Below are 24,522 nucleotides of genomic sequence, written 5' to 3' on the forward strand. Positions count from 1 at the left end.
GAAGGCGCCCGCGCGAGTCCGCCCGGTGGCCTCCTCGCGGACGTGACGAGTCATGTCCCTACGGCCACCGGGGCGCGATTCGGTTGGTCCTACATGTCCGAGCCCGGCCGCTGCGGCTGGTTCTGCATGTCCATCCCGCGCATCGACGCCTCGCGGTAGGCCGTGTTGAACTCGGTGTCGTAGCGCTGGAGCCGGGTCGTGGCCGCTGCGCGCCCGCCCTCGAAGTCCGAGCGGAGCGTCCCGCGCGCGGTGAAGGCCTCGTCGCGGTAGGCGTCGCGCTGGCCCCGGAGGCGGACGAGATCGCGGGCGATGTCGCTCCGCATGGTCCCCGTGGCCGACTGGTACCGCGTCCGGAGGTCGCCGATCTGGCGGTCGTACGTGTCGATCCGGTCGGTCGCGGCGCGGACGTAGTCGTCGCGCGTGCGGGCCGAGCGGAGCCGGGTCTCGTAGACGCGCCGGTCGAGGTCGGCGTAGCGCTGGTCGAGGTCGGACCGCATCTGGGCGGCGGCCTCGGGGTCACTCATGGCGTCGCCGTCGGCCTCGGTGCGGAGCGCGTCGTAGTCCGTGCGGAGCCGGTCGACGTCGGACCGCATGGCGGGGTCGGCCGACGACCGGAGCGTCGTGAGGTCGCGGTCGAGCCGGTCGAGCCGGGACCGGACCTGGGTCCGGTAGTCCATGTCGGACATCCGTCCGTCCGTGGTGGACATTTCGTCCCGCTGCGTCCGGTCGTCGGACTGGGTGGGAGTCTGAGCGGAGGGGGCGGCGGCCAGGGTGGCGGCCAGCCCGAGAAAGAAGAGTGGTCTCATTGGGGTATGCGGTGATGGGACGGCTCGAACGCTCGGCCCGGCCCGCCGGGGTCCACATCGACGCGATTTCCAGGTCTCCCCGATGGTCATGGGAGGGGAGTGCCCTACGCCGCCCGCCGTGGCCGAGGACCGGGGCGGGCCTAGCCGACGGCGCGCAGGCGCCGTCGGACCGCCCCGAACCGCCACGCGCCGTAGGCCCCGACGACCACCGAGAGCGGCAGCGCCACCCCGCCGAGGACCACGGCCCACGGCTCGTCGACGAGGTGGAGCAGGGTGACGCCGCCGGCCAGCAGCGCCAGCGCCGTGCGGACGTAGGCGAGCAGCGTCCGCTCGTTGGCGAGCACCGTCCGGTCAAGCGCGAGCCGGTCGCGGAGCGTAAGGTCGGCCTCTGAAACGGTGGCGTAGGGGGTGGGCATGGGCGGGGAGAGCGGGCCTCGACCTTGCGGACCCCCATCCGCCGCACTCGGTTCGGCTACGGCGCCAGCGGCGCCGCCCCCTCGTACGGGTCGACGTCCTTGTCGACCGAGTAGCCCTCGTCGTCGTCGCCGTTCGCGCTGGCGATCGACATGGCGACGATGGCCCCGATGGCGAGGACGGACAGGAGGGCGACGATCCAGAAGCGGCGGGACATGGCGGCGGGCAGTGGGGGGCCCTCGAAGCGCCCTGACCGCCGCCCGGTTTCCGCCGCGCCCGACTCCCGGGCTTCCCTGAGACATGGCCTGGCGAGCACGTCTCCTCGCCTGGCCAGGCCGGCGGGCATCGTCCGTGCGTGGTGAGCGCGGGTGGGTCGAGCGCGAGCGGGCCGCGAGCGCGAGGCCGGTCTCGGGGCGGCACGAGGGAGGGGTGGGGCCGGAGCGCTGCCGGGACAAACTCCGAACCCTGAACTCCGAACTCGTCCGGTCGCCCCTGTTGCGGAGTCCAGGTCTTGAGGTCGTGAGACCGAGGACCGGGGACCGAGGCGGGCATTCCGGCCGGTCTTCCGTCCCCCGTCCTCGGTCCCAATGACCCCAAGTCGGTCGGGCGCAACAGGGGTTCAGTACAGCCCCACCGGGTCCACGTCGAGGTTGACGCGGTGGCCGGAGGGGAGCGAGACGCGCGACTCGGCCGTGCGGACGATCTCCGCCAGCGCCGACGCGGGCAGCGTGCGCGGGGCCTTGACCAGGACCTGGTACCGCCACCACTTTTTGACGCGGCCGATCAACGCCGGGACCGGGCCAAGCACCTCGACGCCTTCGACCCGTCCCGCCTCGGTCGTGAGCGCGGCGCCCCACCGCTGGGCGAGCTGGCGCGTCGACCCCTCGTGCGGGCCCTTGACCTCGACCCCGATCAAGCGGCCGAAGGGAGGGTAGCCCAAGGCGAGCCGCTCGGCCAGCTCGCCGAGCGCGAACCCGTGGAAGTCGTGCTTGAGGGCGAACGTGATGGCGGGGTGCTCCGGGTTCCGCGTCTGGAGCAACACCTCGCCCTCCAGCTCGTGGCGGCCGGCCCGGCCGGCGACCTGGGCCAGGAGTTGGAACGTCCGCTCGGCCGCGCGGAAGTCGGGGAGGAGCATCCCCGTGTCGGCCTCGACCACGCCGACGAGCGTGACGCGCGGGAAGTCGAGCCCCTTGGCCACCATCTGGGTGCCGAGCAGGACGTCGGCGTCGCCCCGGCCGAAGGCGTCCAAGATGGTGCGGTGGGCGCCCTTGCGCGAGGTCGTGTCGAGGTCCATCCGCAGGACGCGGGCGGAGGGGAACACGTCGGCGATCTCCTCTTGGACGCGCTGGGTTCCGGCGCCGAGCGGGCGCAGGTCGTCGGCGCCGCACTCGGGGCACGGGTGCGGCACGCGCTGGGTCCAGCCGCAGTAGTGGCACCGCATCCGCTCGCCGCGGTCGGTCCGGTGGACGGTCAGCGTGACGGCGCAGTGCGGGCACATCGGGGTCCACCCGCAGTCCTGACACGTCAAAACGGGCGCGAAGCCGCGGCGGTTCTGGAGCAGGATCGTCTGCTCGCCCTTCTCGAGCCGGTCGGCGAGGGCCAGCCGCAGCTCGTGGCTCAGGGCCCCCTTGAGCCGGCGGACCTGCTTCTCGCGCGCCAGGTCGAGCACGCGGACCGGCGGCAGCGGCGCCGGCGCCCGCGTCGTCCCGTCGGGGCCGCGGACGGGCACGCGCTCGGGCATCTCGAGGCGCGTGTACTTGCCGGCGTTCGCGTTCGCCACCGACTCCATCGAGGGCGTGGCCGAGCCGAGCACGCAGACGGCGCCGGCTCGCCACGCCCGCATCACGGCCACGTCGCGGGCGTGGTAGCGCGGGGCCGGGTCGAACTGCTTGTAGCTCGCCTCGTGCTCCTCGTCGACGACGACCAGCCCGAGCCGGTCGAGCGGCGCGAACACGGCGCTGCGCGGGCCGATGACGATGGGGTAGACGCCGTCGCGGATTCGGGTCCAGGCGTCGAGCCGCTCGCCCGGGCTCATCCGGCTGTGGAGCACGGCCACGCGGTCGCCGAAGTGGGCCCGGAAGCGGCGGACGGTCTGGGGCGTGAGGGCGATCTCGGGGACGAGCACGATGGCCGTCCGGCCCCGGTCGAGCGTGGCGCGGAGCGCGCGGAGGTAGACCTCGGTCTTGCCCGAGCCCGTCACGCCGTGGAGCAGGAACGTCTCGGGCCGCCCGCCCTCGACGGCGCCGACGATGGCCGCGAGCGCCGCCGTCTGCGCCGGATGGAGGTCGAGCGGGGCGGCCGGCGCGACGGGACCGGCGTCCATTCCGTCGGCCCGTCGCTCGACCTCGGCGTCGAACGCCTCGACGAGACCCTTGGCCACGAGGCCCTTGACGGTTCCGCTGGAGGCGCCCGTCGCCGCGAGCGCGTCGGCCTGCAACACGTCGCCGCCGGCCTCGACCAGCACGTCCAGGAGCGCCCGCTGCTTGCGTCCGCTGACGTCGCCGTCGGCGACCAGGCGGAGGTGGCGGGCCGTCTTGGCGGTCACGCTGGCATCCTGGACCTCGTGGTCGATGCGGAGCACGCCGGCCGCCTCCATCTGCCGGAGCAGGGCCTGGGGGACCGTCTTGCGGCCGAGCACGTCGGCCAGGTGGGCGACGGGCAGCCCGTCGCCGTTGCGGTCCGCGAGCGCGTGCAAGATGGCGCGGCCCCGCTTGTCGTCGGGCCAGGCGTCGGCCGGGGCGAGGGCGTGGGCGACGCGGTGGCTCTCGACGCCGGTCCCGCTGGGCAGCGCCGCCTTGACGGCCTCGCCCCACGCGCACAGGTAGTAGTCGGCCACCCACCGGGTCAGCGCGAGGAGGTCGGGCGTGAGCGCGGGCCGCGCGTCGAGGACGTCGTGGAGCGGCTTGAGCCCGTCGGCGCTCCCCTCGACGCGCTCGGCGACGACGCCGGTGATCTGGCGCCGCCCGAACGGGACGAGCACGCGCGCGCCGGGCACGGCCTCGGCTGCCATCGCCTCGGGCACCCGGTACGTGTACACCCCGTCGACGGGCGCGAGCGGGACGACGTGGGCGAGCGCGGGCATGGCGCAAGCTAGCCCGGCCGGCGGGCCGGCTTTCGCGCCGTCGGCGACGGGTCAGGCTCGGTGGCCGTCGGCCCGGTCGGCGCGGGGGTTCCAGCGGGCGGGGTTCTCGGCCACGTAGCGGCGGAGGGCGTCGGCCTCGCGGTCGGTGCGGACGACGCGGTCGTGGTACCGTCCTTGCCACACCTGAACGGTCGGGTCTGTCGCGCGGATGCGCTTGGTGACGACGGATTTGTATTGGCGCATGATCGAGGCGACGGACCCGGCAACGGCGTGGCCGAACCGCCGTCCGCCATCGCCGGACCCCGGTGCGTAGGGACACACCGCCGGTGTGTCCCTACGTGGTGGCCCGCCGTCGCGTGGTGGCCCGCCGTCGCGTGGTGGCCCGCCGTCGCGTGGTGGCCCGCCGTCGCGTGGTGGCCCGCCGTCGCGTGGTGGCCCGCCGTCGCGTGGTGGCCCGCCGTCGCGTGGTGGCCCGCCGTCGCGTGGTGGCCCGTCGTCATTCGGCACGATCCCGAACAACAGATGCACGTGGTCCGGCATGATCACGAACGCATCCAGAACCACCGAGGGCCGCACGGTCGGCGTCCGCAGCCACTCGTCGCGCGCGATCCGCCCGGCGGGCGACAGGACCATCCGCCCGTCCACGATCGTCCCGAAGAGAGGCTGGCGACCCCACGTGCAGACCGTTACGAAGTACAGGCCCCCGCGGTAGTCGTGGGCGCGCAGACGGACAGAGCGGCGGCCTCCAGGACGCACGGCGGGGCGAACGTGTCCACCCTTAGACCCGGCCGTCGCCGTGGTCTACCCCGCCGTCACTGGCAGAGCGCGTCGCTCCAGTCTTGGTGGCCGCGGCCGGGCTGGCAGCGCGTCTGGCGGCCGGCGGCGACGAGCTCCCACGTCGGGCCGTAGGGCGAGTACGTCAGGCGGAGCCGCTCGTCGCGGACCGAGTCGTCGCGCACGCCGGTGGCCGTCACGAGGGCCGTCGCCTCGTACGACGTCTCGGAGAGGATCTCGACCTCGACGCGGTCGGCGTCGAGCCGGCGCGCGAGCGCCTCGGCCGCGGCCCGGGGCGTCGAGGCCGCGTTGTAGTCGGCGAGCAGGTCGTCGGCCGGGGCGAACGGGCCGAGCCCGGCGCTCGGCGTCGGGGCCGACGGGGTGAACGACGTGGGCACGGCGCTCAGCAGGCGGAGGTCGGCGACGAGCGCGGCGGCCTCCGTCAGCGACACCGGCCGGCACCCGCCGACGGTGTCGCTCAAAAAGAGGACGCCCGTCCCGTCCACGTCGACGATGTCCGAGACGACCGTCCCGATCCCCCACACCTGGGCGCTCGTCGCGCCGGGGTCGTCGGACGCCTCGTACACGCGGACCGCGCGGCCGAGGTCGGCGACCTGGACCTCGGTCGAGACGAGCGGCCAGTCGGGCCCGCCGAGCCCCTCGTTCGTCCCGCTCACCTCGAAGCACGCGCCGTCGGCGCGCTCGTAGCCGAGGGCGTAGCGGCCGTAGGCCCCGTCGCTCTCGGCCTCAAACCGCACCAGTTCGAACGCGCCGACGGCGCCAGGAACGAGGACGGGGATGCCCATCCCGGCGAGCGCGTCCATCTGGTCCGCGTCGAGGCCGCTCGAGTCGGGCCCGGGGTCGTCGATGGGCGGGGCCGAGGACGGACCGGCGCAGGCGGAGAGGACGACGAGGACGAGGAGCAGTGCGCGCATGACGACGGGTGGTGTCGGGCCTCCCTACGCCCGGGACCGCCGGAGGTGCCTACACCTTCGTCGCCGTCGCTCGGCGGAACGCGGCGACGTTCTCGGCCACGTCCCCCTTGAACACGGCGCTGCCGGCTACGATCACGTCCGCCCCGGCCTCGACGACCGCGCGGACGTTGCCGGGGGCGACCCCGCCGTCGACCTCGATCACGGCCCGACTACCGGTCCGCGCCAGCAGCTCGCGGCACCGACGGACCTTGTCGACGGAGCCCGGGATGAACGTCTGCCCACCGAACCCGGGGTTGACCGACATGATGAGGACCAGGTCGAGGTCGGGCGCGATCTCCTCCAGCGTGACCAGCGGCGTGGCCGGGTTGAGGGCGACGCCTGCGAGACACCCGAGGTCGTGGATGGCCTGAACCGTCCGGTGGAGGTGCGGGCACGCCTCCTGGTGAACCGTGATCGTGGCCGCGCCGGCCTCGGCGAAGGCGTCGAGGTAGCGGTCCGGGTCCTCGATCATCAGGTGGACGTCGAGCGGCGCGCCGAACTCGTCCGCGAGCGCCCGGAGCCCGCGCATGACGGGCGCCCCGAACGAGATGTTGGGCACGAAGTGGCCGTCCATCACGTCGATGTGGAGCCAGTCGGCCCCGGCGTCGAGGGCCTGGCGGGCGTGGTCTTCGAGGCGGCCGAAGTCGGCGGCCAGGACGGAGGGGGCGAGGGTCATGCGGGCGGCGAGAGAGCGGCTGAAGCTACCGAGACGCCCGAGCTCGCCACCGGAGGAAGGCGCCGCCGGCGCCCGCCAGCGCCACGCCGACCGACTGGAACAGCGGCACCGCCAGCGCGACGGACCCGCTCCGTGGGCCGGGCGCGACCACGAACGCCATCGCGTACAGCCCGACGGCGAAAAACACCGCCAGCACCAACCCGCCCAGCACGACGGCCTCGGCCGCGACCACGCCCGACACCCATCGCGCCAGCGCCACGAACGCCACGTAGGGCAGCAGCGCGATCATCACGACGGCCGCGACCGACTGCCACGGCCGCTCGCCGGCCGTCGCGAACACGACCGCAACCGTCGCCACGACGGCGCCGGTCGCGACGAACCGGGTCAGGCGGGCGAGGTCGCCGGGGCGGGGAGCAGGAGTCGTGGCCACGGCCGAAAGCTACCCGCCCGCGGACGCCTACCGGGCGAGGACGAGCCGCGCCGAGGCTGTTCCCTCCGGCCCCCACGCGCGGACGACGTAGAGGCCGGGCGCCAGCGCGGGCGTCGCGAGGACGAGCCCATCCCGAACCGGCCCGTCGTGGAGCACGGCGACCGACCGGCCCAGCAGGTCGACGACCTCGACGCGCGCCGCCGGCCACCCGCGGAGGCGGACCGTCGCCGGACCCGCCGTGGGGGACGGCCCGACGGTCAGGGCGCGCATCTCGTCCGGCGCCTCGTCGGTGGCGGTGGGGAGGGCCGCCAAGGCGCCGGCCCGGTCGTAGGCGACCACGAACACGTCGAAGTCGGACCGCGAGTCCGACGACAGCTCCACGACGCCGGCACCCGGGTCCACGTCGACGGCGTCGGAGAACCGGCCGGTGACAATGGACTGCCCGCCCGTCAGGGCCACGCCGAGCCCGTTGTCGCCGGTGCCCGCACCGAGGACCGGCGACGCCCACTCGAACGCGCCCGCCGCGTCGAGCGACACCGTCACGACGTCGTAGCCCGCGACCGGCACGACGACGGCCTCACCCGCCCCGGGGTCCGCGTCGAAGTCCTCCTCGAAGTGGCCCGTGTAGACCAGGCGCCCGTCGGCGAGCGCGACCCCGCGCGGTCGCACCGTCCCGACCCCGAAGGCGTAGCGCAGCGTCGCGTCGGGGGCATAGGCCGCGACGGCGCCGAGCCCGTCGAACCCGTTGCCGGTCCCGCTCAGGATCGTACTCCCCGGGCCCGGGTCGAAGTCCGCGTCGCGGTCGATGGTGCCGACGAGCGCGATGCCTCCATCGGCGTCGAGCGCGACGTCGGAGACGGTCCCGAAGGCCGATCCGCCCACGACGAACGCCGACGCGAGCGCGCCGTCGGTGGTGTAGGTCGCCGTGAGCCAGTTGGTGATGCCCTCGCCGGTGATCTCTTGCACGGCCGGTCCGGGGTCGACATCGACGGTCCCCAGGGCGTTGCCCGTCAGGGCCACGCGGTCGCCGGCCACGTCGAGGCCGCGTGCGCGGTACTGGGCGCCGTCGAGGGCGAAGCCCCAGCGGAACGCGCCGGCGCCCGTGTACGACGCCAACGTCGCGCTCCGAAACCCGTCGACGACGGCCTCGCCCGGGCCGGGGTCGAGGTCGGTCGGGTTGCTGACGGAGACGGCGACGTAGAGATCGCCCGCGTCGTCGAACGCGACATAGCCGCGCTGCTCGAAGTCGGCGCCGGGCAACGTGAAGCCGGTCCGCAGCGCGCCGTCGGGCGCGTAGATCGCGACGAACACGTAGACCGCGAAGCCGGGGGCCTCGATGATCGTCTCGCCCGGCCCCGGGTCGAGGTCGAGCGTCTCGCCGACCTGCCCGACGACCGCGAGCTCGCCCGACGGCCCCAGCGCCACGTCGAACACGTCGTCGACCGCGCTCGGGCCGGGCGGCCCGAACGGGACCACGAACCGGAGCGTGCCGTCGGGGCCGTAGACGGCGGCGAACCCGTCCTTCGACCCGCCGCTGGGGACGACCGTCTCGCCCGGCCCGGGGTCGGCGTCGTAGCCGCCGAAGGTCGTTCCACCGATGGCGAACGCGCCGTCCGGCGTGACGTCGACGGCGTACGCGACGTCCTCTTGCGGGCCGCCGAGCGCGAACGGCGCGGGCTGTGCCGAGGTGCCGGCCGCCAGCGTGAGCGTGAGGAGGGCGACCGGGATGCGGACCATGGCGGGACGGGGAGAGGCCTGCGGGCCTAACCGCGCCCCGCCCGGTCCGTTCCGGCAGGTCCTGCCGTCACCCGGCAAGCGGCGAGCGGCCGCACTCGGTGCAGCGGTACGTCCCACGGAGGACGTTGACGTGCCACGGCGTCGTGCGGTCGCAGTGGGGACAGGTGCCCCAGTAGGAGGCGTGGCGGATCTGGGCGGCGGCGAACAGGCCGTCGAACAGGGTGGGGAGGCGGAGGCGGAACGACATGGGGGTCGGGGGGGAAGGAGCCCGTCCAACGGAGCGGCTCGCGGCTCGTTGGCCCCGAGGGCGCCTGAAAGCGCTTGCGCCACAGACACTTAACAACAAAGCGCTTCCCGAACCGCTTCCGTCCTACACGGGTCCTCCCCGCCTCCGCCACCCCTCCGAGGGCCCTCATTCGCCCTCCGCCGGGCGCGCACGGGCCCTCCGCGAAGACCCGAGCCTCAGGACGGGATGAGGCCCTGCTGGCGGGCGTACTCGAACACGCCGCCGGCCTCCAGGATGCCGGCCACGTCGCCGAGCGGCTGGAGCGCCCAGCTCTCGCCGGTCGTCACGTCCGTGAACGTGCCGGCCCGCGTGTCGAGTTCGACCTCGTCGCCGGTGCGGACGTGCTCGACCAGCCGCTCGGGCGACTCGAACGGCGCCAGGAACCCGCCGTCGACCGCGTTCCGATAGAAGATGCGGGCGTAGCTCTCGGCCACGACCGCCTCGATGCCGGCCTCGCGCAGCGCGAACGGCGCGTGCTCGCGCGAGGACCCGCACCCGAAGTTGCCGCCGCCTACGATCACGGTGTAGGCGCTCCGAGTCTCGCCTTCGGCCACGAACGGGACGTGGCCGTCGGGCAGCCCGGCCCCTTCCGGCGGCACCGACGACAGCGCGTACCGGCCGTACAGCGTCCGCTCCTCCGGGTCGGTCAGGCTGTAGACCAGGTGCTGCGCCGGGATGATCTGGTCCGTGTCGACGTGGTCGCCCAGCACGTAGGCGAGGCCGCGGATGGTCGATTTCAAGGGTACGGGGTACGGGGTACGAGGTACAGTCTCGGGTGGCGGCGTACCTCGTACCTGGTACCCCGTACCCATCGCCGCTAGGCGACGAGGACGTCGCGCGGGTCGGTGATGACGCCGGCCAGCGCCGAGGCGGCCGTCGTGAGCGCTGAGGCGAGGTAGACCGCCGACTGCTTCGAGCCCATCCGGCCGGGGTAGTTCCGGTTCGTGGTCGAGATGACAACCTCGTCGCCGTGCGTCCGCCCGAACGTGTCGACGGGGCCGCCCAGGCAGGCGGCGCACGACGAGAGCCCGATCTGAGCGCCCGCGTTCTCGAAGATGGCCGCCAGCGTCTCGCCGTCGACCGTCTCGGTCCACAGCGCCTTGCGGACGTCGGTCGTCGCCGGGACGACGTAGGTGTCGACGCGCACTTCGTGGCCCTTCAGGATGCGGGCGGCGGCGACGAAGTCTTCGAGCTTGCCGCCGGTGCAGCTCCCGATGTAGGCCCGGTCGACCCGGGTCCCGGCCACCTCCGACACGGGCGCCTTGTTGTCCGGCGCGTGCGGCTTGGCGACGACCGGCTCCATCGCGGCCACGTCGTAGACGCGCTCGGAGTGGTAGCGGGCGTCGGGCGACGAGAACACCGGCTCGAAGGCGCGGTCGGTCCGCTCGCGCGTGTAGGCCATCGTCTTGGCGTCCGGCTGGATGATCCCGTTCTTGCCGCCGGCCTCGATGGCCATGTTGCACAGCGTCATCCGCTCCTCGACGGAGAGGTCGTAGACCGCCTGTCCGTCGAACTCCATCGCCCGGTACGTCGCCCCGTCCGTCCCGATGTCGCCGATGACGGCCAGGATCAGGTCCTTCGCCATGAGGTACGGCGGCAGCTCGCCCTCGAACACGAACCGCATCGACTCCGGGACTTTGACCCAGATCTTGCCCGTCCCCATGATGAGCGCGGCGTCGGTGTTGCCGATCCCGGTCGAGAACAGGCCGAAGGCGCCCGAGGTGCACGTGTGGCTGTCGGTCCCGAACAGCGTCGTCCCGGGCCGGTTGAAGCCCTCCTCGGCCAGCGCCATGTGGCAGACGCCCTTGTAGCGGTCGCCGCCGACGTCGTAGTAGTGGGGCAGGTCCTGCTCGGCGGCGAAGGTGCGCAGGATCTGGATGTTGCGGTGCGCGTGCTCGTCGGCCGTAAAGATGTAGTGGTCGGGGATGATCGCCAGGCCCTCTGGGTCCCACACCTTGGCGTCGCGGCCGAACTCGCGCTGGAAGATCTCGATCGTTGGCGGCCCGCAGACGTCGTGCGTCATCAGCGTGTCGACGTCGATCCAGACGGTCTCGCCCGGGCTCACGCGGTCCCGCCCGGCGTGGCTGGCGAGGATGGCTTCGGTGATGGTCATGGAAGGGAGGGGGCGTCGGTGGCGAGGAGTCGTGTGAGATACGTGATGCGTGATGCGTGAGTCTTCGTTCCCAGGACTGGCGCGGATGCCTGCGCGGGAGAGTCACGCATCACGGATCACGCACCCTGTTCCAGCGCCGCCGGTTCGTCTGTCGTGCGCCCGTCGCCAGCCGTCGGGCTCTTTAGCCAGCCCATCATCCCCCGCAGCTTCTGGCCGACGGTCTCGATGGGGTGCGCTTCCGACTGGCGGCGCATCTCGGCCAGCTTGGCGCCGCCGGCTTGCTGGTCGGCGATAAAGTCGCGGGCGAAGGCGCCCGACTGGACCTCCGCGAGCACCTTCTTCATCTCGCCCTTCACCGCGTCCGTGATCACCCGGTTGCCGATGGCGTGGCCGCCGTACTCGGCCGTGTCGCTGACCGAGTGGTTCATTCGCGCCAGCCCGCCCTCGTAGTACAGGTCGACGATCAGCTTGAGCTCGTGCAGGCACTCGAAGTAGGCCAGCTCCTCGGGATAGCCCGCTTCCACCAGCGTTTCGAAGCCGGCCTTGATGAGCGCCTCCGAGCCGCCGCACAGCACGGCCTGCTCGCCGAACAGGTCGGTCTCGGTCTCGTCCTTGAACGTCGTCTCGATGACGCCCGCGTGCGTCCCGCCGATGGCGTCGGCATAGCTCAGCGCCAGGTCGAGCGCGCCGCCGGTCGCGTCCTGCTCGACGGCCACCAGGCACGGCACGCCGCCGCCCTCGGTGTACACGCGCCGGACCAGGTGGCCCGGCGACTTCGGCGCGACCAGGAACACGTCGACACCCTCCGGCGGCGCGACCTGGTCGTAGTGGACGCTGAACCCGTGGCCGACCGCCAGCGCCGTGCCCGGCGTCAGGTGCTCTCTGATCGACTCCTCGTACACCTTCTTGTGATGCTGGTCGGGCACCAAGAGCATCACCACGTCGGCCCACTCGGCGGCGGCCTCGGGCGACACGACGGTCAGCCCCTCGGCCGCCGCTTCTTCCGCGGACGCCGAGCCGTCGCGCAGCCCGACGACCACGTCGACGCCGCTGTCGCGCAGGTTGAGCGCGTGCGCGTGGCCCTGGCTCCCGTAGCCGATCACGGCGACTTTCTTGGAGCGGATGACGGCGGGGTCGGCTTGGTAGTGGACGGTCATGGGGATGAGTTCAGAGTTGGGAAGTTCAGAGTTCGGAGTTGTGGTCGGGAATGGGCTCAGGAACTCTGAACTCCGAACCCCGGACTCACAAAGCGAGGTGCCGCTGGCGGTGGAGGGCGAGGCGGCCCGAGCGGGCGACCTCCAGCAAACCGTGCTCGCTGACGACCTCGATGAAGGCGTCGATCTCGGACGCCCCACCAGTCAGCTCGACGGTGACCGCCTCGCGGTCGGCGTGGACGACCGACGCGCCCAGCCCGCGCGCCAGCTCGAGCACGCCCGAGCGCTCGGCGGCCGTGGCCGCCAGCTTGGCCAGGCACAGCTCGCGCTCGACGACCGGCTCGCCGGGCGCGAACTCGTCGAGCGCCAGCACGTCGAGCAACTGGCGCACCAGCCGGACGGCCTGCCGGACCTGCCGCCGCGAGCCCGTCGTCACGACGGTCAGCCGCGACGTCGTCGGGTCCTCCGTCGTGCCGACCGAGACGCTGTCGAGGTTGAGGTTCCGGGCCGAGAACAGGTTGACGACGCGGTTGAGCGCGCCGGCGTGGTTCTCGATCAGGATCGACAGGACGTGCGTCTGGGGCGTCTCCGGCGCGTCGGCCAGGACGGTCTCGCCGTTCGCTCGCTTGCGGAGAAGCTGCTGTTGCGTGAAAGTGGGCATGGGGGAGAGGCGTGACGAGGGATGTGTGTGACGGTGCTCGCGAGAGTCACGCATCACGAATCACTCGTCATGGCTAGTCGTCCTCGCCGGGCCACCGGCGCAGGATCATGTCGTCGGTGGCCGCGCCGGCCGGCACCATGGGGAAGACGAGCTCTTCGTGGGGCACGACGAACTCGATAAAGGCCGGGCGGTCGGTGACGGCCCACGCCGCCTCGATGGCCGCGTCGGCCTCGGCGGGCGTCGCCGCGCGGAAGGCGGCGCAGCCGAACGCTTGGGCGAGGGCCACGAAGTCCGGGTTCGTGTCGGCCAGGTCGGTGTGGCTGTAGCGCTCGGCGTGGAACAGCTCCTGCCACTGGCGGACCATCCCCAGCCGGCTGTTGTTGATCACGGCCACCTTGATCGGGAGCCCCAGCGCCCGGGCGACGCCGAGCTCCTGGGCGTTCATCAGGAACCCGCCGTCGCCGCTGATCGAGACGACGGTCGCGTCGGTGTCGCGCAGGCCGAGCGCGGCGCCGAGCGCGGCCGGGAAGCCGAACCCCATCGTGCCGAGCCCGCCCGACGTGATGTGGCTCCGGGTCCGCCCGAAGCCGAAGTGCTGGGCCGCCCACATCTGGTGCTGGCCGACGTCGGTCGTGAGCACGCCCCAGTCGCCGGCCCGCTCGCCCAGCTTGCGGATGGCCTCGACGGCGCCGAGCGGCCCGTCGGGATCGCCGGGCGGCGTCCGCATCTCGGGCTCCGCCAGCTGGCGCCACTCGGCGATCTGGCCAAGCCAGGCGCCGGTGTCCTTCGGGTCGAGGCGGGGGGCGATCTGGCCGAGCACCGTGGCCACGTCGCCCAGGATGGCGCAGTCGGCGTAGACGTTTTTCGACACGCACGACGGGTCGATCTCGATGTGGATCACCTCGGCGTGCGGGGCCCACGCCTCGAGCTGCCCCGTCACGCGGTCGTCGAACCGGGCGCCGACGGCGATGAGCAGGTCGCAGTTCTGGACGGCCATGTTGGCCCAGTACGTCCCGTGCATCCCCAGCATCCCGAGCGCCAGCTCGTCGGACTCGGGGAAGGCGCCGAGCCCGTGGAGCGTCGTCGTGACCGGGATCCGGGTGTGGCGGGCGAGGTCCGTCAGCACCTCGGTCGCGTTGGCCGAGATCGTCCCGCCGCCGACGTAGAACAGGGGCCGTTGGGCGTTGCGGATCATGCCGGCCGCGCGCTCGATTTTCTCCGGCGGGCCCTCCGTGGCCACGCTGTAGCCGCGGAGCTCGACCGAGTCCGGGTACGCGAACGGCGCCTCGTCGACCAGGACGTCCTTGGGGAGGTCGACCACGACCGGCCCCGGGCGACCCGTCCGCGCGATGTGGTAGGCGGCCTTGATGGTCGGCGCGAGGTCGGCCGCCGAGCGGACCTGGAAGCTGTGCTTCGTGATCGACCGCGTGATCCCCATCGTGTCGACCTCCTGGAAGGCGTCGCCGCCGATGAGCGGGACGGCCACCTGGCCCGTGAACACGACCATCGGCACCGAGTCCAGGATCGCGTCGGCGATGCCGGTGACCGTGTTGGTGGCGCCGGGCCCGCTCGTGACCAGGACCGTCCCCACCTTTCCGGTCGCCTTGGCGTAGCCCTCGGCCGCGTGCGTCCCCGCCTGCTCGTGGCGGACGAGCACGTGCTGGAACGACGGCTGGAGCCGCGCCAGCGCGTCGTAGATCTTGATGATGGCGCCGCCCGGGTGGCCGAACACGACCTCGACGCCCTCGGCCTCTAGGCTCCGGACGAAGATGTCGGCGCCGGCCAGGACGGGCGCCTGGGCGTCGGGCGCCGAGGCGGGCGTCGGCGTGGCGCGGTGGGCGGGTTTGGGGAGGGTCGCGGTCGAGGTCATCGGGTGGCGCTGGCGACGGGCGTGAGCGGGGAGATGGAGGTGGGCGGGGCGAGACCCCCTGCCGGAGCGCGCATCGCTGCGCTCAGGCGCGATCCGGCTGTCCCCCTTCAAGGGGGACAGGTTGTCCTCCCGCTGAGCGAGGCGAGGGGCGGACGACCGGGGGGTCTGGGCGAGCGAGTCACGAGCCGAGCGGTTCGAGCGCGACCGCCGCGCCGTCGCCCGCGAGAGCGGGGGCGACGTCGGGCAAGCGCAAGACCGCGCCGTCGGAGGCGCTCGTCACGAAATGGACGTACCGGCCGAGCCAGCCCGACCGGATCTTGGGCACGAACGCCGGCCGCGCCGCCAGCCGCCGCGCGATCTCGGCGTCGTCGACCAAGAGCGTGATCTCGCCCGCCGGCACGTCGATCCGGATGCGGTCGCCGGGCTCGACGGCGCCGATGGGGCCGCCGCTCGCGGCCTCGGGCGAGGCGTGGCCGATGGCGAGCCCGCGCGTGGCGCCCGAGAACCGGCCGTCGGTGATCATGGCCACGCGGTCGTCCAGGCCCATCCCGACGAGCGCACTCGTCGGCCCCAGCATCTCGGGCATCCCCGGCCCGCCCTTCGGCCCCTCGGTCCGGATCACGACGACCTCGCCCGGGACGACCTCGCCCCCCAGAATCCCGTTGATGGCCTCTTCCTGGGACTCGAAGATCCGCGCCGGGCCCTCGAACGTCAGCATGGCGTCCTGGACGGCGCCGCTCTTGACGATGGCCCCCTCGGGCGCCAGGTTGCCGAACAGGACCGACAAACCGCCGGTCGGGCGGAACGCGCGCTGGGCCGGGCGGATGATCTCTGGGTTCGCGTTCTCGGCCGCGTCAATCGTGGCGCGAAGGGGGCCGGCGACGGTCGGGCGGTCGGGGTGGAGCAAGCCGACGGCGTCGAGCTCCTTCAAGAGCGCCGGCACGCCGCCCGCGGCCTCGACATCCTCCATGTGGACGTCCGGGACCGACGGCGACACCTTGCACAGGTAGGGCGTCCGCGCCGAGACCTCGGCGATGCGCGTGAGGTCGTACGGGACCTCGGCCTCGCGCGCCATCGCCAGCAGGTGCAGGACCGTATTCGTCGATCCGCCCATGGCCATGTCGAGCGCGAAGGCGTCGTCGAGCGCGTCGGCCGTGACGATGTCGCGGGGCTTCAGGTCCTCGGCCACCAGCTCCACGATCCGGCGGGCGGCCGAGCGCGCCAGCTCGCGGCGGCGCGGGTCGGTCGCCAGGATCGACCCGTTGTAGGGCAGCGCCAGCCCGACGACCTCCATCAGGCAGTTCATCGAGTTGGCCGTGAACATGCCCGAGCACGAGCCGCACGTCGGGCACGCGAGCGACTCGATCTCCAACAGCTGGGCGTCGTCGATCTCGCCCGTCTGGTGGCGCCCGACGCCCTCGAAGACCGTCGACAGGTCGATGGCCTCGCCGTTCGGGAGCCGGCCCGCGGCCATCGGCCCGCCCGACACGAACACGACCGGCAGGTTGATGCGGAGCGCGCCCATCAGCATCCCCGGCACGATCTTGTCGCAGTTCGGGATGCAGACCAGTCCGTCCAAGCAGTGCGCCTGGGCGACCGTCTCGACCGAGTCGGCGATGATCTCGCGCGAGGGCAGCGAGTAGCGCATCCCGAGGTGGCCCATCGCGATCCCGTCGTCGACGCCGATCGTGTTGAACTCGAACGGGACCCCGCCGGCGGCGCGGACGGCGTGTTTGACCACCTTCCCGAACGACTGCAGGTGGACGTGGCCTGGGATGAGGTCGATGTACGAGTTGCAGACGCCGATGAACGGCTTGTCGAAGTCGGCGTCGGACTCGATCTGGCCGGTCGCGCGGAGCAGGCTCCGGTGTGGGGCCCGGGCGATGCCGGCCTTGACGGTGTCGCTTCTCATGGGGAGGTACGGGGTACGAGGGTACTCGGTACGGGGGAGCGGTTCGGGGACGTAAACGTCGAAGCGAGCACTGGCTTCGCGTACCAGGTACCTCGTACCCCGTACCGCTTACACCGCATCGAACGACGCCATGATGCCGTCGGCGACGATCTGGCCCTCGCGGTGGTCGTCCTCGTCGAGCCCGTTGAGGGCGGCGACGTAGGCCTCGGCCGAGGCACGCAAGATGTCGGTCCCGGCCGCCTTGCCCTGGGCGAGCGCCGGCCCGTCCGAGACCACGACGAGCGCCTCGCCCTGGGCGTCGGCGGCCCGGGTGAGCGCGCGGATCGAGTACGTCTCGAGCTGGTGGCTCCGGCCGGAGGCCCCGTCGATGGCCCGGTAGATCGCGTCGACGGGCCCGTCGCCCGAGGCCGTCTCGACGCGGAGCGTGCCGGTCTCGGCCTCCAGGAGCGTGACCTCGGCGCGCGGCTTCTCGTCGGTCCCCGTCGAGACGTGGAGCCCGACGAGCGCCAGCCCACGGGCCGGCGCGTCGGCCGCGGCGTCGACGATCCGGCGGAGGTCGGCGTCGTAGACCTCGCGCTTCTGGTCGGCCAGGGCGACGAACCGGGTGTAGACCGCCTCGCGGTCGGCCTCGGCGACGTCCAAGCCCAGCCGCTCCATCCGCGCGAACAGGCCGGCCCGCCCGCTGTGGCGCCCGAGCCGGATGCCCTGGGCGTCGGCGCCGACGTCCTCGGCCCGCAGGATCTCATACGTCGCCCGGTCCTTCAGGACGCCGTGCTGGTGGATGCCGGCCTCGTGCGCGAAGGCGTTCGCCCCGACGACGGCCTTGTTGGGCGCCAGCGCGAACCCGGTCACGACCGAGACCAAGCGGCTGACCTCGCCCAGCCGGGTCGCGTCGAGCCCGTGCGTCACGCCGTAGCGGTCCTGGCGGACGCGGAGCGCCATCGCGACCTCTTCAAGCGAGGCGTTGCCGGCCCGCTCGCCGATCCCGTTGACGGTCACCTCGACCTGCCGCGCGCCGGCCTCGATGCCCGCCAGCGTGTTGGCGACCGCCAGGCCGAGGTCGTCGTGGCAGTGCGTCGAGAGCACGACGCCGCTGAGGTCGCAGCAGTCGGCGACGGCGCGGAACAGGGCGGCGTAGTCGGCCGGGGTGCAGTAGCCGGTCGTGTCCGGGATGTTGATGGTCGTGGCCCCGGCCTCGACGGCGGCGGCCACGACGTCGCACAGGAAGCCGTGGTCGGTCCGCCCGGCGTCCTCGGCGCTGAACTCGACGTCGGCCGTGTGGGCCTTGGCCTGGGCCACGGCCTCGGTCGCCATCTTGAGGACGCTCGCGCGGCGCTCGGCCAGCGTTGACCCGAAGCGGGGGCCGCTGAACTTGGCCGCGATGTGGATGTCGCTCGTGGCGATGAACGTGTGGACGCGGGTGTTCGGCCCGTCGCCGAGGGCGTCGATGGCGGCCTGGATGTCGCCCGAGTGGGCCCGGCCCAGCGCGCACACGACGGGGCCCCCGTCGCCCAGCTCGGCGACGATGGCGCGGACGGCCTCGGCCTGCTGCGGCGACGAGACGGGGAACCCGGCCTCGATCACGTCGACGCCCATCTCGGCCAGCAGCCGGGCGACCCGGAGCTTGGCCGGCAGCGTCATCGCGGCGCCCGGCGACTGCTCGCCGTCGCGCAAGGTGGTGTCGAACAGGACGACCCGGTCGGTGGAGGAAGGCATGGCGGACTACGTGAGGGTGAGAAGAGCGATCCCGTCGGCCACGGCGCCGCCGACGTCGGTGGTGGAAGCCGTCCCGCCGAGGTCGGCCGTGTGGGGCCCGTCGGCGACGACGGCGTCGACGGACTGGCGGACGGCCGTCGCGGCGTCGGCTTCGCCGAGGGAGTCCAGGAGCATGGCCGCGCTCAAGATGGCGGCGAGCGGGTTGGCGGCGTCGCGGCCCGCGAGGTCGGGCGCGCTGCCATGGACGGGCTCGAACAGGCCCGTCCGCCCGCCCAGGCTGGCCGAGGGCAAGAGCCCCAATGTGCCCGGCAGCGTCGCGGCCAAGTCCGAGAGCACGTCGCCGAACAGGTTGCCGGTCACGACCACGTCGAACCGGCGCGGGTCGCAGACGACCTCCATCGCGGCGTGGTCCACGTACAAATGCTCGAGCGCCACGTCCGGGAACTCGTCGGCCCCGACGCGCGCCACCACGTCCCGCCACAGCGCCGACGACGCGAGCACGTTCGCCTTGTCGACCGACGTCACGCGCCCGCCGCGCTTGCGGGCCCACTCGAAGGCGACGCGGGCGATCCGCTCGACCTCGAGGACCGTGTACCGCATCGTGTCGTACGCCTCGGTCGCCGTCCGCTCGCGCGGCAGGCCGAAGTAGATGCCGCCCGTCAGCTCGCGGACGATCAGGAGGTCGGTGCCGGCCACGCGCTCCGGCCGCAGCGGCGACCGCTCGGCGAGCGCGTCCGACACGGCAACCGGTCGCAAGTTGGCGAAGGCGCCCAGGCGGGCGCGGAGCCGGAGCAGCCCGCGCTCGGGCCGGAGGTCGGGCGCCACGGCGTCCCAGTCCGGCCCGCCGACGGCGCCCAGGAACACGGCGTCGGCGTCGAGGCAGGCATCGAGCGTGGCGCGCGGCAGCGGGTCGCCGGCCGCGTCGATCCCGGCCCCGCCGACCGGGTGCTCGCTCGTGGTGATCTCGAACCCGAGCGCCTCTGCCGCCGCGTCGAGCACACGCTCGGCCTCGGCCGTCACCTCGGGGCCGATGCCGTCGCCCGGGAGCAGGGCGAGCGTGTACGTCGTGGGCGTGCTGTCCATCGTGTGGGTCGTGACCAACCCAGGAGCGTGCGATGAATCAGCGAGCTTCGAGCCGGTTGGGGTGGGTCAGCCTCCTACGAGGAGGCCGATAAGGAGGACCGGGGCGAGAGCGATGCGGACCGGGCTCACCAGCGGGGCGAGGACGTCGGCGGAACGGGAGACGGAGTCGGTCACGCGGGGCGCCTCGGGACGAGGGCGCGGATGGAGCGCCCATAGTAGGCCGGAGTCTTGACCTCTGACAAAGAGTTGTGAAGACCGGAAGCCCTTCCAATTTGTGAAGAATCTGCGACGACCATACACCGTGCGTCGCTGTTCGATTGGGCGCCGTCAGCCGCTGGCATCGAGGATCGTCGTGTGCATCCCGGCGATCCGCCACACGCCCCCGGCCAGCTCCAGTCGCCGGGACTCCCGCTTCAGCCCTTGGTCGGCGTCGTCCTGCTCGTACGTCACCCACGCCACGTCCCCGTAGATCTGGACGTCGGCGCTCGTGAGCGGCTCTGGCGGGGGCTCCGGCGTCGGGTGGTCCTCGATGTACGACCGGACAAAGTCGTCGACGGCGGCCCAGCCGAGCATGACCGACGAGGTCCCGTCGGCCGCGTTCGTGTACGTCTTGACGACGTAGGGCTCGTGGACCCAGTGCTCGCGCCAAGCGCGGTAGTCCCGGCCGAGGGCGGCCCGGGTCTCGGCGTTGAGGACGCCGAGGATCAGGGCCGTCTCGCGCTCGGCGTCGGCCGCCTCGGCAGGCCCGTCGCCGGTGTGCGCCGACGGCCCGGCGGCGCAGCCGAGCAGGCACGCCGAGACCGCGAGAGACAGGACGAGGAGCAGAGAGGCGGACATGGGCAGGAGGCTGGGGGAAACGCTCGGCACGCTCACGCGGGCTCGCGCGCGATGGCGGACGCCGCGTCGAGACGATCCACGTGGTCGTCGGTGAGGGCGAGGCCGGCCGCGCCGAGGTTCTCGGCGAGCTGCTCGGCCGTGCTGGCGGCGACGATGGGCAGAATGCCTTGCGCGAGCATCCACGCCAGGACGACCTGGTTCGGCGTCGCGCCGGTCTCCTCGGCCACCTCGGCGAGCACCGCCAGCCGGGCGTCGGCGTTGGGCCCGGCGAACTCGGGGGGGATGGGCCGGTCGGCGCGGGTGTAGGCGCCGGACAGGAGCGGCGAGTACGCCAGCAGCGAGAGGCCCTCGGACCGCGTGTAGTCGAGCACGTCATCGTCGGCCCAGAGCTGGCCGCCGAAGTCGACGCCGGGGCGTGGGCGGAGGTACGTGTACTTCTGCTGGACGCAGGCGTAGGCCGGCCACCCACGCGCCCGACTCGTCGCGCGCGCGCGCTCCAGCCGCCACGAACGGGTGTTGCTCGCGCCGAGGTGGCGGACCTTGCCCGCCTCGACCAGTCGGGCGAACGCCTCCAGCGTCTCGTCGAGCGGCGTGTCGCGGTCGTCGCGGTGCGCGTAGAGCAGGTCGATCCGGTCCGTCCGGAGCCGTCGCAAGCTCGTCTCGACGCTCTCGACGATGCGGGTGGCCGTCAGCGACTCGACCTCGTCCGGCCACGGGGCGCCGGGCCGCTCGGGCGCGAAGCCGACCTTCGTCGCCAGGAACAGGTCGTCGCGGCAGTCGCGGTCGACGACGTAACGGCCGAGCAGCGTCTCGCTCTCGTGGCCGTCGCCTTCCCAGAAGGCGTAGCAGTTGGCCGTGTCGAGGAAGGAGCCGCCCGCCTCGACATAATGGTCGAGCAGCGCGACCGAGGTCGGCTCGTCGACGGTGGTTCCGAAATACATCGTGCCCAGGCACAACGCGGTGACGGACTCGCCGGTGGAGCCGAGCGGGACGGAGCGAAGAGGCATGAGATCGGAGGTGGCAGGGCTGCTACGTTCTGCGAAACGAGTCAGCTTCCTAAGCAAAATGACAGTCGTCCCCGCGCACGCGGGGATCCATAGGGGTCCGCTCGCTGAGGCGCCGCTGCGTATAGATCCCCGCGTGCGCGGGACCGCGAAGCGACGGCGCCAGCCAATGACGCCTGTTGTTTGTATGGTCGGCAAAGAACTCAGCAGCCCTGTCGGAGGTGGGGACGCCCAACATCGGCCCGCCCCTCAACGCCCGCCTTGCCCTACGTCAACGCCTGGGCGCGCTCGGCGCGGACGCGGCTGAGCGTGCTCGGCGTGATCCCCAAAAACGACGCGACGTGCTTGAGCGGGATCTGCGCGACGAACGCGGGCCGCAGGCGGACGAGACGGTCGTACCGCTGGGGCGCCGGGTCGTGGAGCTGGGAGAGCAGGTGGCCCTTGAGGTCCGTCAGGATGTGCTCGGCCACGCGGCGCGCCCAGCGCTCGACGGCGGGCCGGGCGAGGCACAGCGCGTCGAGGTCGGCGTGCGTGAGCGCCCAGACCTCGGCGTCGGCGACGGCTTGGACGAACTCGACGGTCGGGACGCGCTCGTAGAAGCTGAGCACCTCGGTCGTGACCATGCCCGGCGTGGTGAGCCAGCCCGTCCGTTCCCGACCGTCGGGCGTGACGGTGTAGGTGCGGAGGGCGCCGGCCACCAGCACTCCGAGATAGTCGCACGTGTCGCCCTCGCGGAGCAGGAACGCCCCGCGCGCGACCGAGCGCACGCGGAGCCGGTCCGCCATCGCCCGCCAGTCGGCGTCGGGCAGCGGCGAGACCGCCTCGACGGCCGTGCGGACGTCAACGCTCATCCCATCACGGCCCGGGCCGCCTCGACGACGGCCTCGACCGTGAGCCCGAGCGACTCGTAGGCCGCCTCGCCCGGCGCGCTCTCGCCGAACCGGTCGAGCCCGATGGTCTCGCCGTCGAGCCCGACCACGCGGCCCCAGCCGAACGTGCTCGCGGCCTCGACCGACACGCGCGCCCGGACCGACGCCGGCAGCACGGCCTCGCGGTAGGCGTCGTCCTGCTTGAAGAACAGCCGGTCGCACGGCATCGACACCACGCGGACGCCGTCGCCGAGCTCTTTCTTGGCCTCCATCGCCAGCCCGACCTCGGAGCCGGTCGCGATCAGGATGAGCTCGGGCTCGCCCTCAGAGTCGGACAGGACGTAGGCGCCCCGGGCCACGCCCTCGGTCGCCAGGTCGGCCGTCTCGGCCATCGTGGGCAGGTTCTGGCGGCTGAGCGCGAGCGCGGTCGGCGCGTCGGTGGTTTCGAGCGCCACCTTCCAGGCCGCGGCCGTCTCGTTGGCGTCGGCCGGGCGGATGACGTGCAGGCCGGGGATGGCCCGGAGCCCGGCGAGCTGCTCGATGGGCTGGTGCGTCGGCCCGTCCTCGCCCAGCCCGACCGAGTCGTGCGTGAACACGTGGACGACCGGCGCGTGCATCAGCGAGCCCAGCCGGATGGCGGCCTTGCCGTAGTCGCTGAAGATCAGGAACGTGCCGCCGTACGGGCGGACGCCGCCGTGCAGCGCGAGCCCGTTCATGATCGACGCCATCCCGTGCTCCCTCACGCCGTAGTGGACGTAGCGCGCGGCCGGCGCGTCATGCTGCATGTCCTCCATGCCCGCCGCCTTCGTCTTGTTCGACGGCGTGAGGTCGGCCGAGCCGCCGACGAGCTCGGGGAGGACGGGCGCGAGCGCGTCCAGAACCTTGCCGCTGGCGGCGCGGCTGGCCATCCCCTTGGCGTCGGGCTCGAACGTGGGGAGCGCGTCGGTCCAGCCGTCGGGCAGGCGGTGTTCGAGGCGTCGGCGGAGCTCGGCGGCCTGGTCGGGCTCGGCGTCGGCGTAGGCCGTCATCCGGCCCTCCCACTCGCAGTGCGCCTGGGAGCCGCGGAAGGCCTGCTCTTCGAGGAGCGTCTTGGCGCCGTCGGGGATGGCGAACGGCTCGAGGGGCAGGCCGAGGTTCTTTTTCGTGGCCTCGACCTCGTCGTCGCCGAGCGCGTCCGAGTGGATGTCGTGCGTGCCGGCGTGGTTCGGTGAGCCGTAGCCGATGGTCGTCCGACAGACGATCAAGCTGGGCCGGTCCTGTACGTTCCGGGCTGTCTCGATGGCCTCGGCGACGGCCTCGTTGTCGTGGCCGTCGACGTCGCGGATGACGTGCCAGCCGAGCGCGTCGTAGCGCCCGGCGCGGTCCTCGGTAAACGCGAGGTCCGTCGACCCGTCGATCTGGACGTAGTTGTCGTCGTAGAGAACGACGAGCTTGCCCAGCCCCTGGTGGCCGGCGAACGACGAGGCCTCGTTCGAGACGCCCTCCTGCAAGTCCCCGTCCGACGCGATGACGTAGGTGTAGTGGTCGACGACGGTGTGGTCGTCGGTGTTGAACTGGGCCGCCAGCGTCCGCTCGGCGAGCGCGAGCCCGACGGCCGTCGCGATGCCCTGGCCGAGCGGGCCGGTCGTGACCTCGACGCCGGGCGTGTGCGTCACCTCGGGGTGGCCCGGCGTCTTGGACCCGAGCTGGCGGAACTGCTTGAGCTCGTCGAGGGGCAGGTCGTAGCCGCTGAGGTGGAGCAGGCTGTAGATCAGCATCGACCCGTGGCCGGCCGAGAGCACGAACCGGTCGCGGTCGGCCCAGCCCGGGTCCTTCGGGTTGAACTGGAGGAACCGCGTCCACAGGACGGTCGCGGCGTCGGCCATGCCCATCGGCAGGCCGGGGTGGCCCGAGTTGGCCTTCTCGACGGCGTCGATGGTCAGGCCGCGGATGGCGTTGGCCGTGAGCGTCTCGAGGCGGGCGCGCTCGTCGGCGGTCCGGTCGGGGGCGGGGTCCTCCATCTCGGAGGTGAGGACGGGTTGGTCGGCCATGACGGGCGGGGGAGAGAGGGAGAGCAAGCTACGGGGCCGGGCCGCGTTCGATCCCTGGCGGCCGAACCTGTGGGGGTGTAACCAAAGCGGAGCG

At 72.8% G+C, this 24,522-nt stretch carries 22 protein-coding genes; all 22 read right to left on the minus strand.

The genetic code is table 11. The features are described from left to right. Positions 1 to 89: 89 nt before the first annotated feature. The 22 genes from ACOOHE_RS02820 to tkt all read right to left on the minus strand — a co-directional run bounded on the left by ACOOHE_RS02820 (position 90) and on the right by tkt (position 24,428). Positions 90 to 686: a hypothetical protein gene (locus ACOOHE_RS02820; RefSeq protein ID WP_420456286.1), complete on the minus strand. Its 597-nt coding sequence runs from the start codon at positions 684 to 686 to the stop codon at positions 90 to 92. A gap of 260 nt (positions 687 to 946) precedes the next feature. Then, positions 947 to 1,222: a YidH family protein gene (locus tag ACOOHE_RS02825; RefSeq protein WP_420456287.1), complete on the minus strand. Its 276-nt coding sequence runs from the start codon at positions 1,220 to 1,222 to the stop codon at positions 947 to 949. Between the two features lie 56 nt (positions 1,223 to 1,278). Further along, complete coding sequence (locus ACOOHE_RS02830) at positions 1,279 to 1,437, minus strand: hypothetical protein (protein ID WP_420456288.1); 159 nt, start codon at positions 1,435 to 1,437, stop codon at positions 1,279 to 1,281. A 402-nt stretch (positions 1,438 to 1,839) separates the two neighbouring features. Continuing rightward, positions 1,840 to 4,302 carry a replication restart helicase PriA gene (priA, locus tag ACOOHE_RS02835; RefSeq protein ID WP_420456289.1) on the minus strand — a complete coding sequence of 821 codons (2,463 nt, stop codon included), beginning with the start codon at positions 4,300 to 4,302 and terminating at the stop codon, positions 1,840 to 1,842. A gap of 51 nt (positions 4,303 to 4,353) precedes the next feature. Further along, entirely contained in the window at positions 4,354 to 4,935 is a 582-nt protein-coding gene (locus ACOOHE_RS02840) for a hypothetical protein (RefSeq protein ID WP_420456290.1), read from the minus strand. Positions 4,936 to 5,114: 179 nt separating this feature from the next. Further along, a complete protein-coding gene (locus tag ACOOHE_RS02845) occupies positions 5,115 to 6,011 on the minus strand; it encodes a hypothetical protein (protein WP_420456291.1) in 897 nt (298 codons plus the stop codon). Between the two features lie 49 nt (positions 6,012 to 6,060). Continuing rightward, on the minus strand, positions 6,061 to 6,726 hold the full coding sequence (gene rpe / locus ACOOHE_RS02850) for a ribulose-phosphate 3-epimerase (protein ID WP_420456292.1): 666 nt from the start codon (positions 6,724 to 6,726) through the stop codon (positions 6,061 to 6,063). A 25-nt stretch (positions 6,727 to 6,751) separates the two neighbouring features. Continuing rightward, positions 6,752 to 7,156: a hypothetical protein gene (locus tag ACOOHE_RS02855; protein WP_420456293.1), complete on the minus strand. Its 405-nt coding sequence runs from the start codon at positions 7,154 to 7,156 to the stop codon at positions 6,752 to 6,754. 27 nt (positions 7,157 to 7,183) lie between these two features. Continuing rightward, complete coding sequence (locus ACOOHE_RS02860; RefSeq protein WP_420456294.1) at positions 7,184 to 8,893, minus strand: hypothetical protein; 1,710 nt, start codon at positions 8,891 to 8,893, stop codon at positions 7,184 to 7,186. A gap of 67 nt (positions 8,894 to 8,960) precedes the next feature. Beyond that, complete coding sequence (locus tag ACOOHE_RS02865; RefSeq protein ID WP_420456295.1) at positions 8,961 to 9,140, minus strand: hypothetical protein; 180 nt, start codon at positions 9,138 to 9,140, stop codon at positions 8,961 to 8,963. Positions 9,141 to 9,355: 215 nt separating this feature from the next. Next, positions 9,356 to 9,919 carry a 3-isopropylmalate dehydratase gene (locus ACOOHE_RS02870; protein WP_420456296.1) on the minus strand — a complete coding sequence of 188 codons (564 nt, stop codon included), beginning with the start codon at positions 9,917 to 9,919 and terminating at the stop codon, positions 9,356 to 9,358. Between the two features lie 77 nt (positions 9,920 to 9,996). After that, complete coding sequence (locus ACOOHE_RS02875; RefSeq protein WP_420456297.1) at positions 9,997 to 11,292, minus strand: 3-isopropylmalate dehydratase large subunit; 1,296 nt, start codon at positions 11,290 to 11,292, stop codon at positions 9,997 to 9,999. A 116-nt stretch (positions 11,293 to 11,408) separates the two neighbouring features. Next, on the minus strand, positions 11,409 to 12,449 hold the full coding sequence (ilvC, locus tag ACOOHE_RS02880) for a ketol-acid reductoisomerase (protein ID WP_420456298.1): 1,041 nt from the start codon (positions 12,447 to 12,449) through the stop codon (positions 11,409 to 11,411). Between the two features lie 85 nt (positions 12,450 to 12,534). Beyond that, entirely contained in the window at positions 12,535 to 13,107 is a 573-nt protein-coding gene (ilvN, locus tag ACOOHE_RS02885; RefSeq protein WP_420456299.1) for an acetolactate synthase small subunit, read from the minus strand. 73 nt (positions 13,108 to 13,180) lie between these two features. After that, a complete protein-coding gene (gene ilvB, locus ACOOHE_RS02890; RefSeq protein ID WP_420456300.1) occupies positions 13,181 to 14,977 on the minus strand; it encodes a biosynthetic-type acetolactate synthase large subunit in 1,797 nt (598 codons plus the stop codon). Positions 14,978 to 15,155: 178 nt separating this feature from the next. Then, positions 15,156 to 16,889, minus strand: coding sequence for a dihydroxy-acid dehydratase (gene ilvD, locus ACOOHE_RS02895; protein WP_420456301.1), 1,734 nt, complete (start codon positions 16,887 to 16,889; stop codon positions 15,156 to 15,158). Positions 16,890 to 16,997: 108 nt separating this feature from the next. After that, entirely contained in the window at positions 16,998 to 18,605 is a 1,608-nt protein-coding gene (locus ACOOHE_RS02900; protein WP_420456302.1) for a 2-isopropylmalate synthase, read from the minus strand. A gap of 6 nt (positions 18,606 to 18,611) precedes the next feature. Next, entirely contained in the window at positions 18,612 to 19,688 is a 1,077-nt protein-coding gene (gene leuB / locus ACOOHE_RS02905) for a 3-isopropylmalate dehydrogenase (protein WP_420456303.1), read from the minus strand. 327 nt (positions 19,689 to 20,015) lie between these two features. Then, a complete protein-coding gene (locus ACOOHE_RS02910) occupies positions 20,016 to 20,525 on the minus strand; it encodes a nuclear transport factor 2 family protein (protein WP_420456304.1) in 510 nt (169 codons plus the stop codon). 32 nt (positions 20,526 to 20,557) lie between these two features. Beyond that, positions 20,558 to 21,532: an aldo/keto reductase gene (locus tag ACOOHE_RS02915; RefSeq protein WP_420456305.1), complete on the minus strand. Its 975-nt coding sequence runs from the start codon at positions 21,530 to 21,532 to the stop codon at positions 20,558 to 20,560. A 263-nt stretch (positions 21,533 to 21,795) separates the two neighbouring features. Next, on the minus strand, positions 21,796 to 22,380 hold the full coding sequence (locus ACOOHE_RS02920; protein WP_420456306.1) for a Crp/Fnr family transcriptional regulator: 585 nt from the start codon (positions 22,378 to 22,380) through the stop codon (positions 21,796 to 21,798). After that, entirely contained in the window at positions 22,377 to 24,428 is a 2,052-nt protein-coding gene (gene tkt, locus ACOOHE_RS02925) for a transketolase (RefSeq protein WP_420456307.1), read from the minus strand. Before tkt ends, ACOOHE_RS02920 begins: the two co-directional genes overlap by 4 nt. Positions 24,429 to 24,522 lie beyond the last annotated feature (94 nt).

Source organism: Rubrivirga sp. (assembly GCF_965213695.1).
Taxonomy (GTDB): domain Bacteria; phylum Bacteroidota; class Rhodothermia; order Rhodothermales; family Rubricoccaceae; genus Rubrivirga.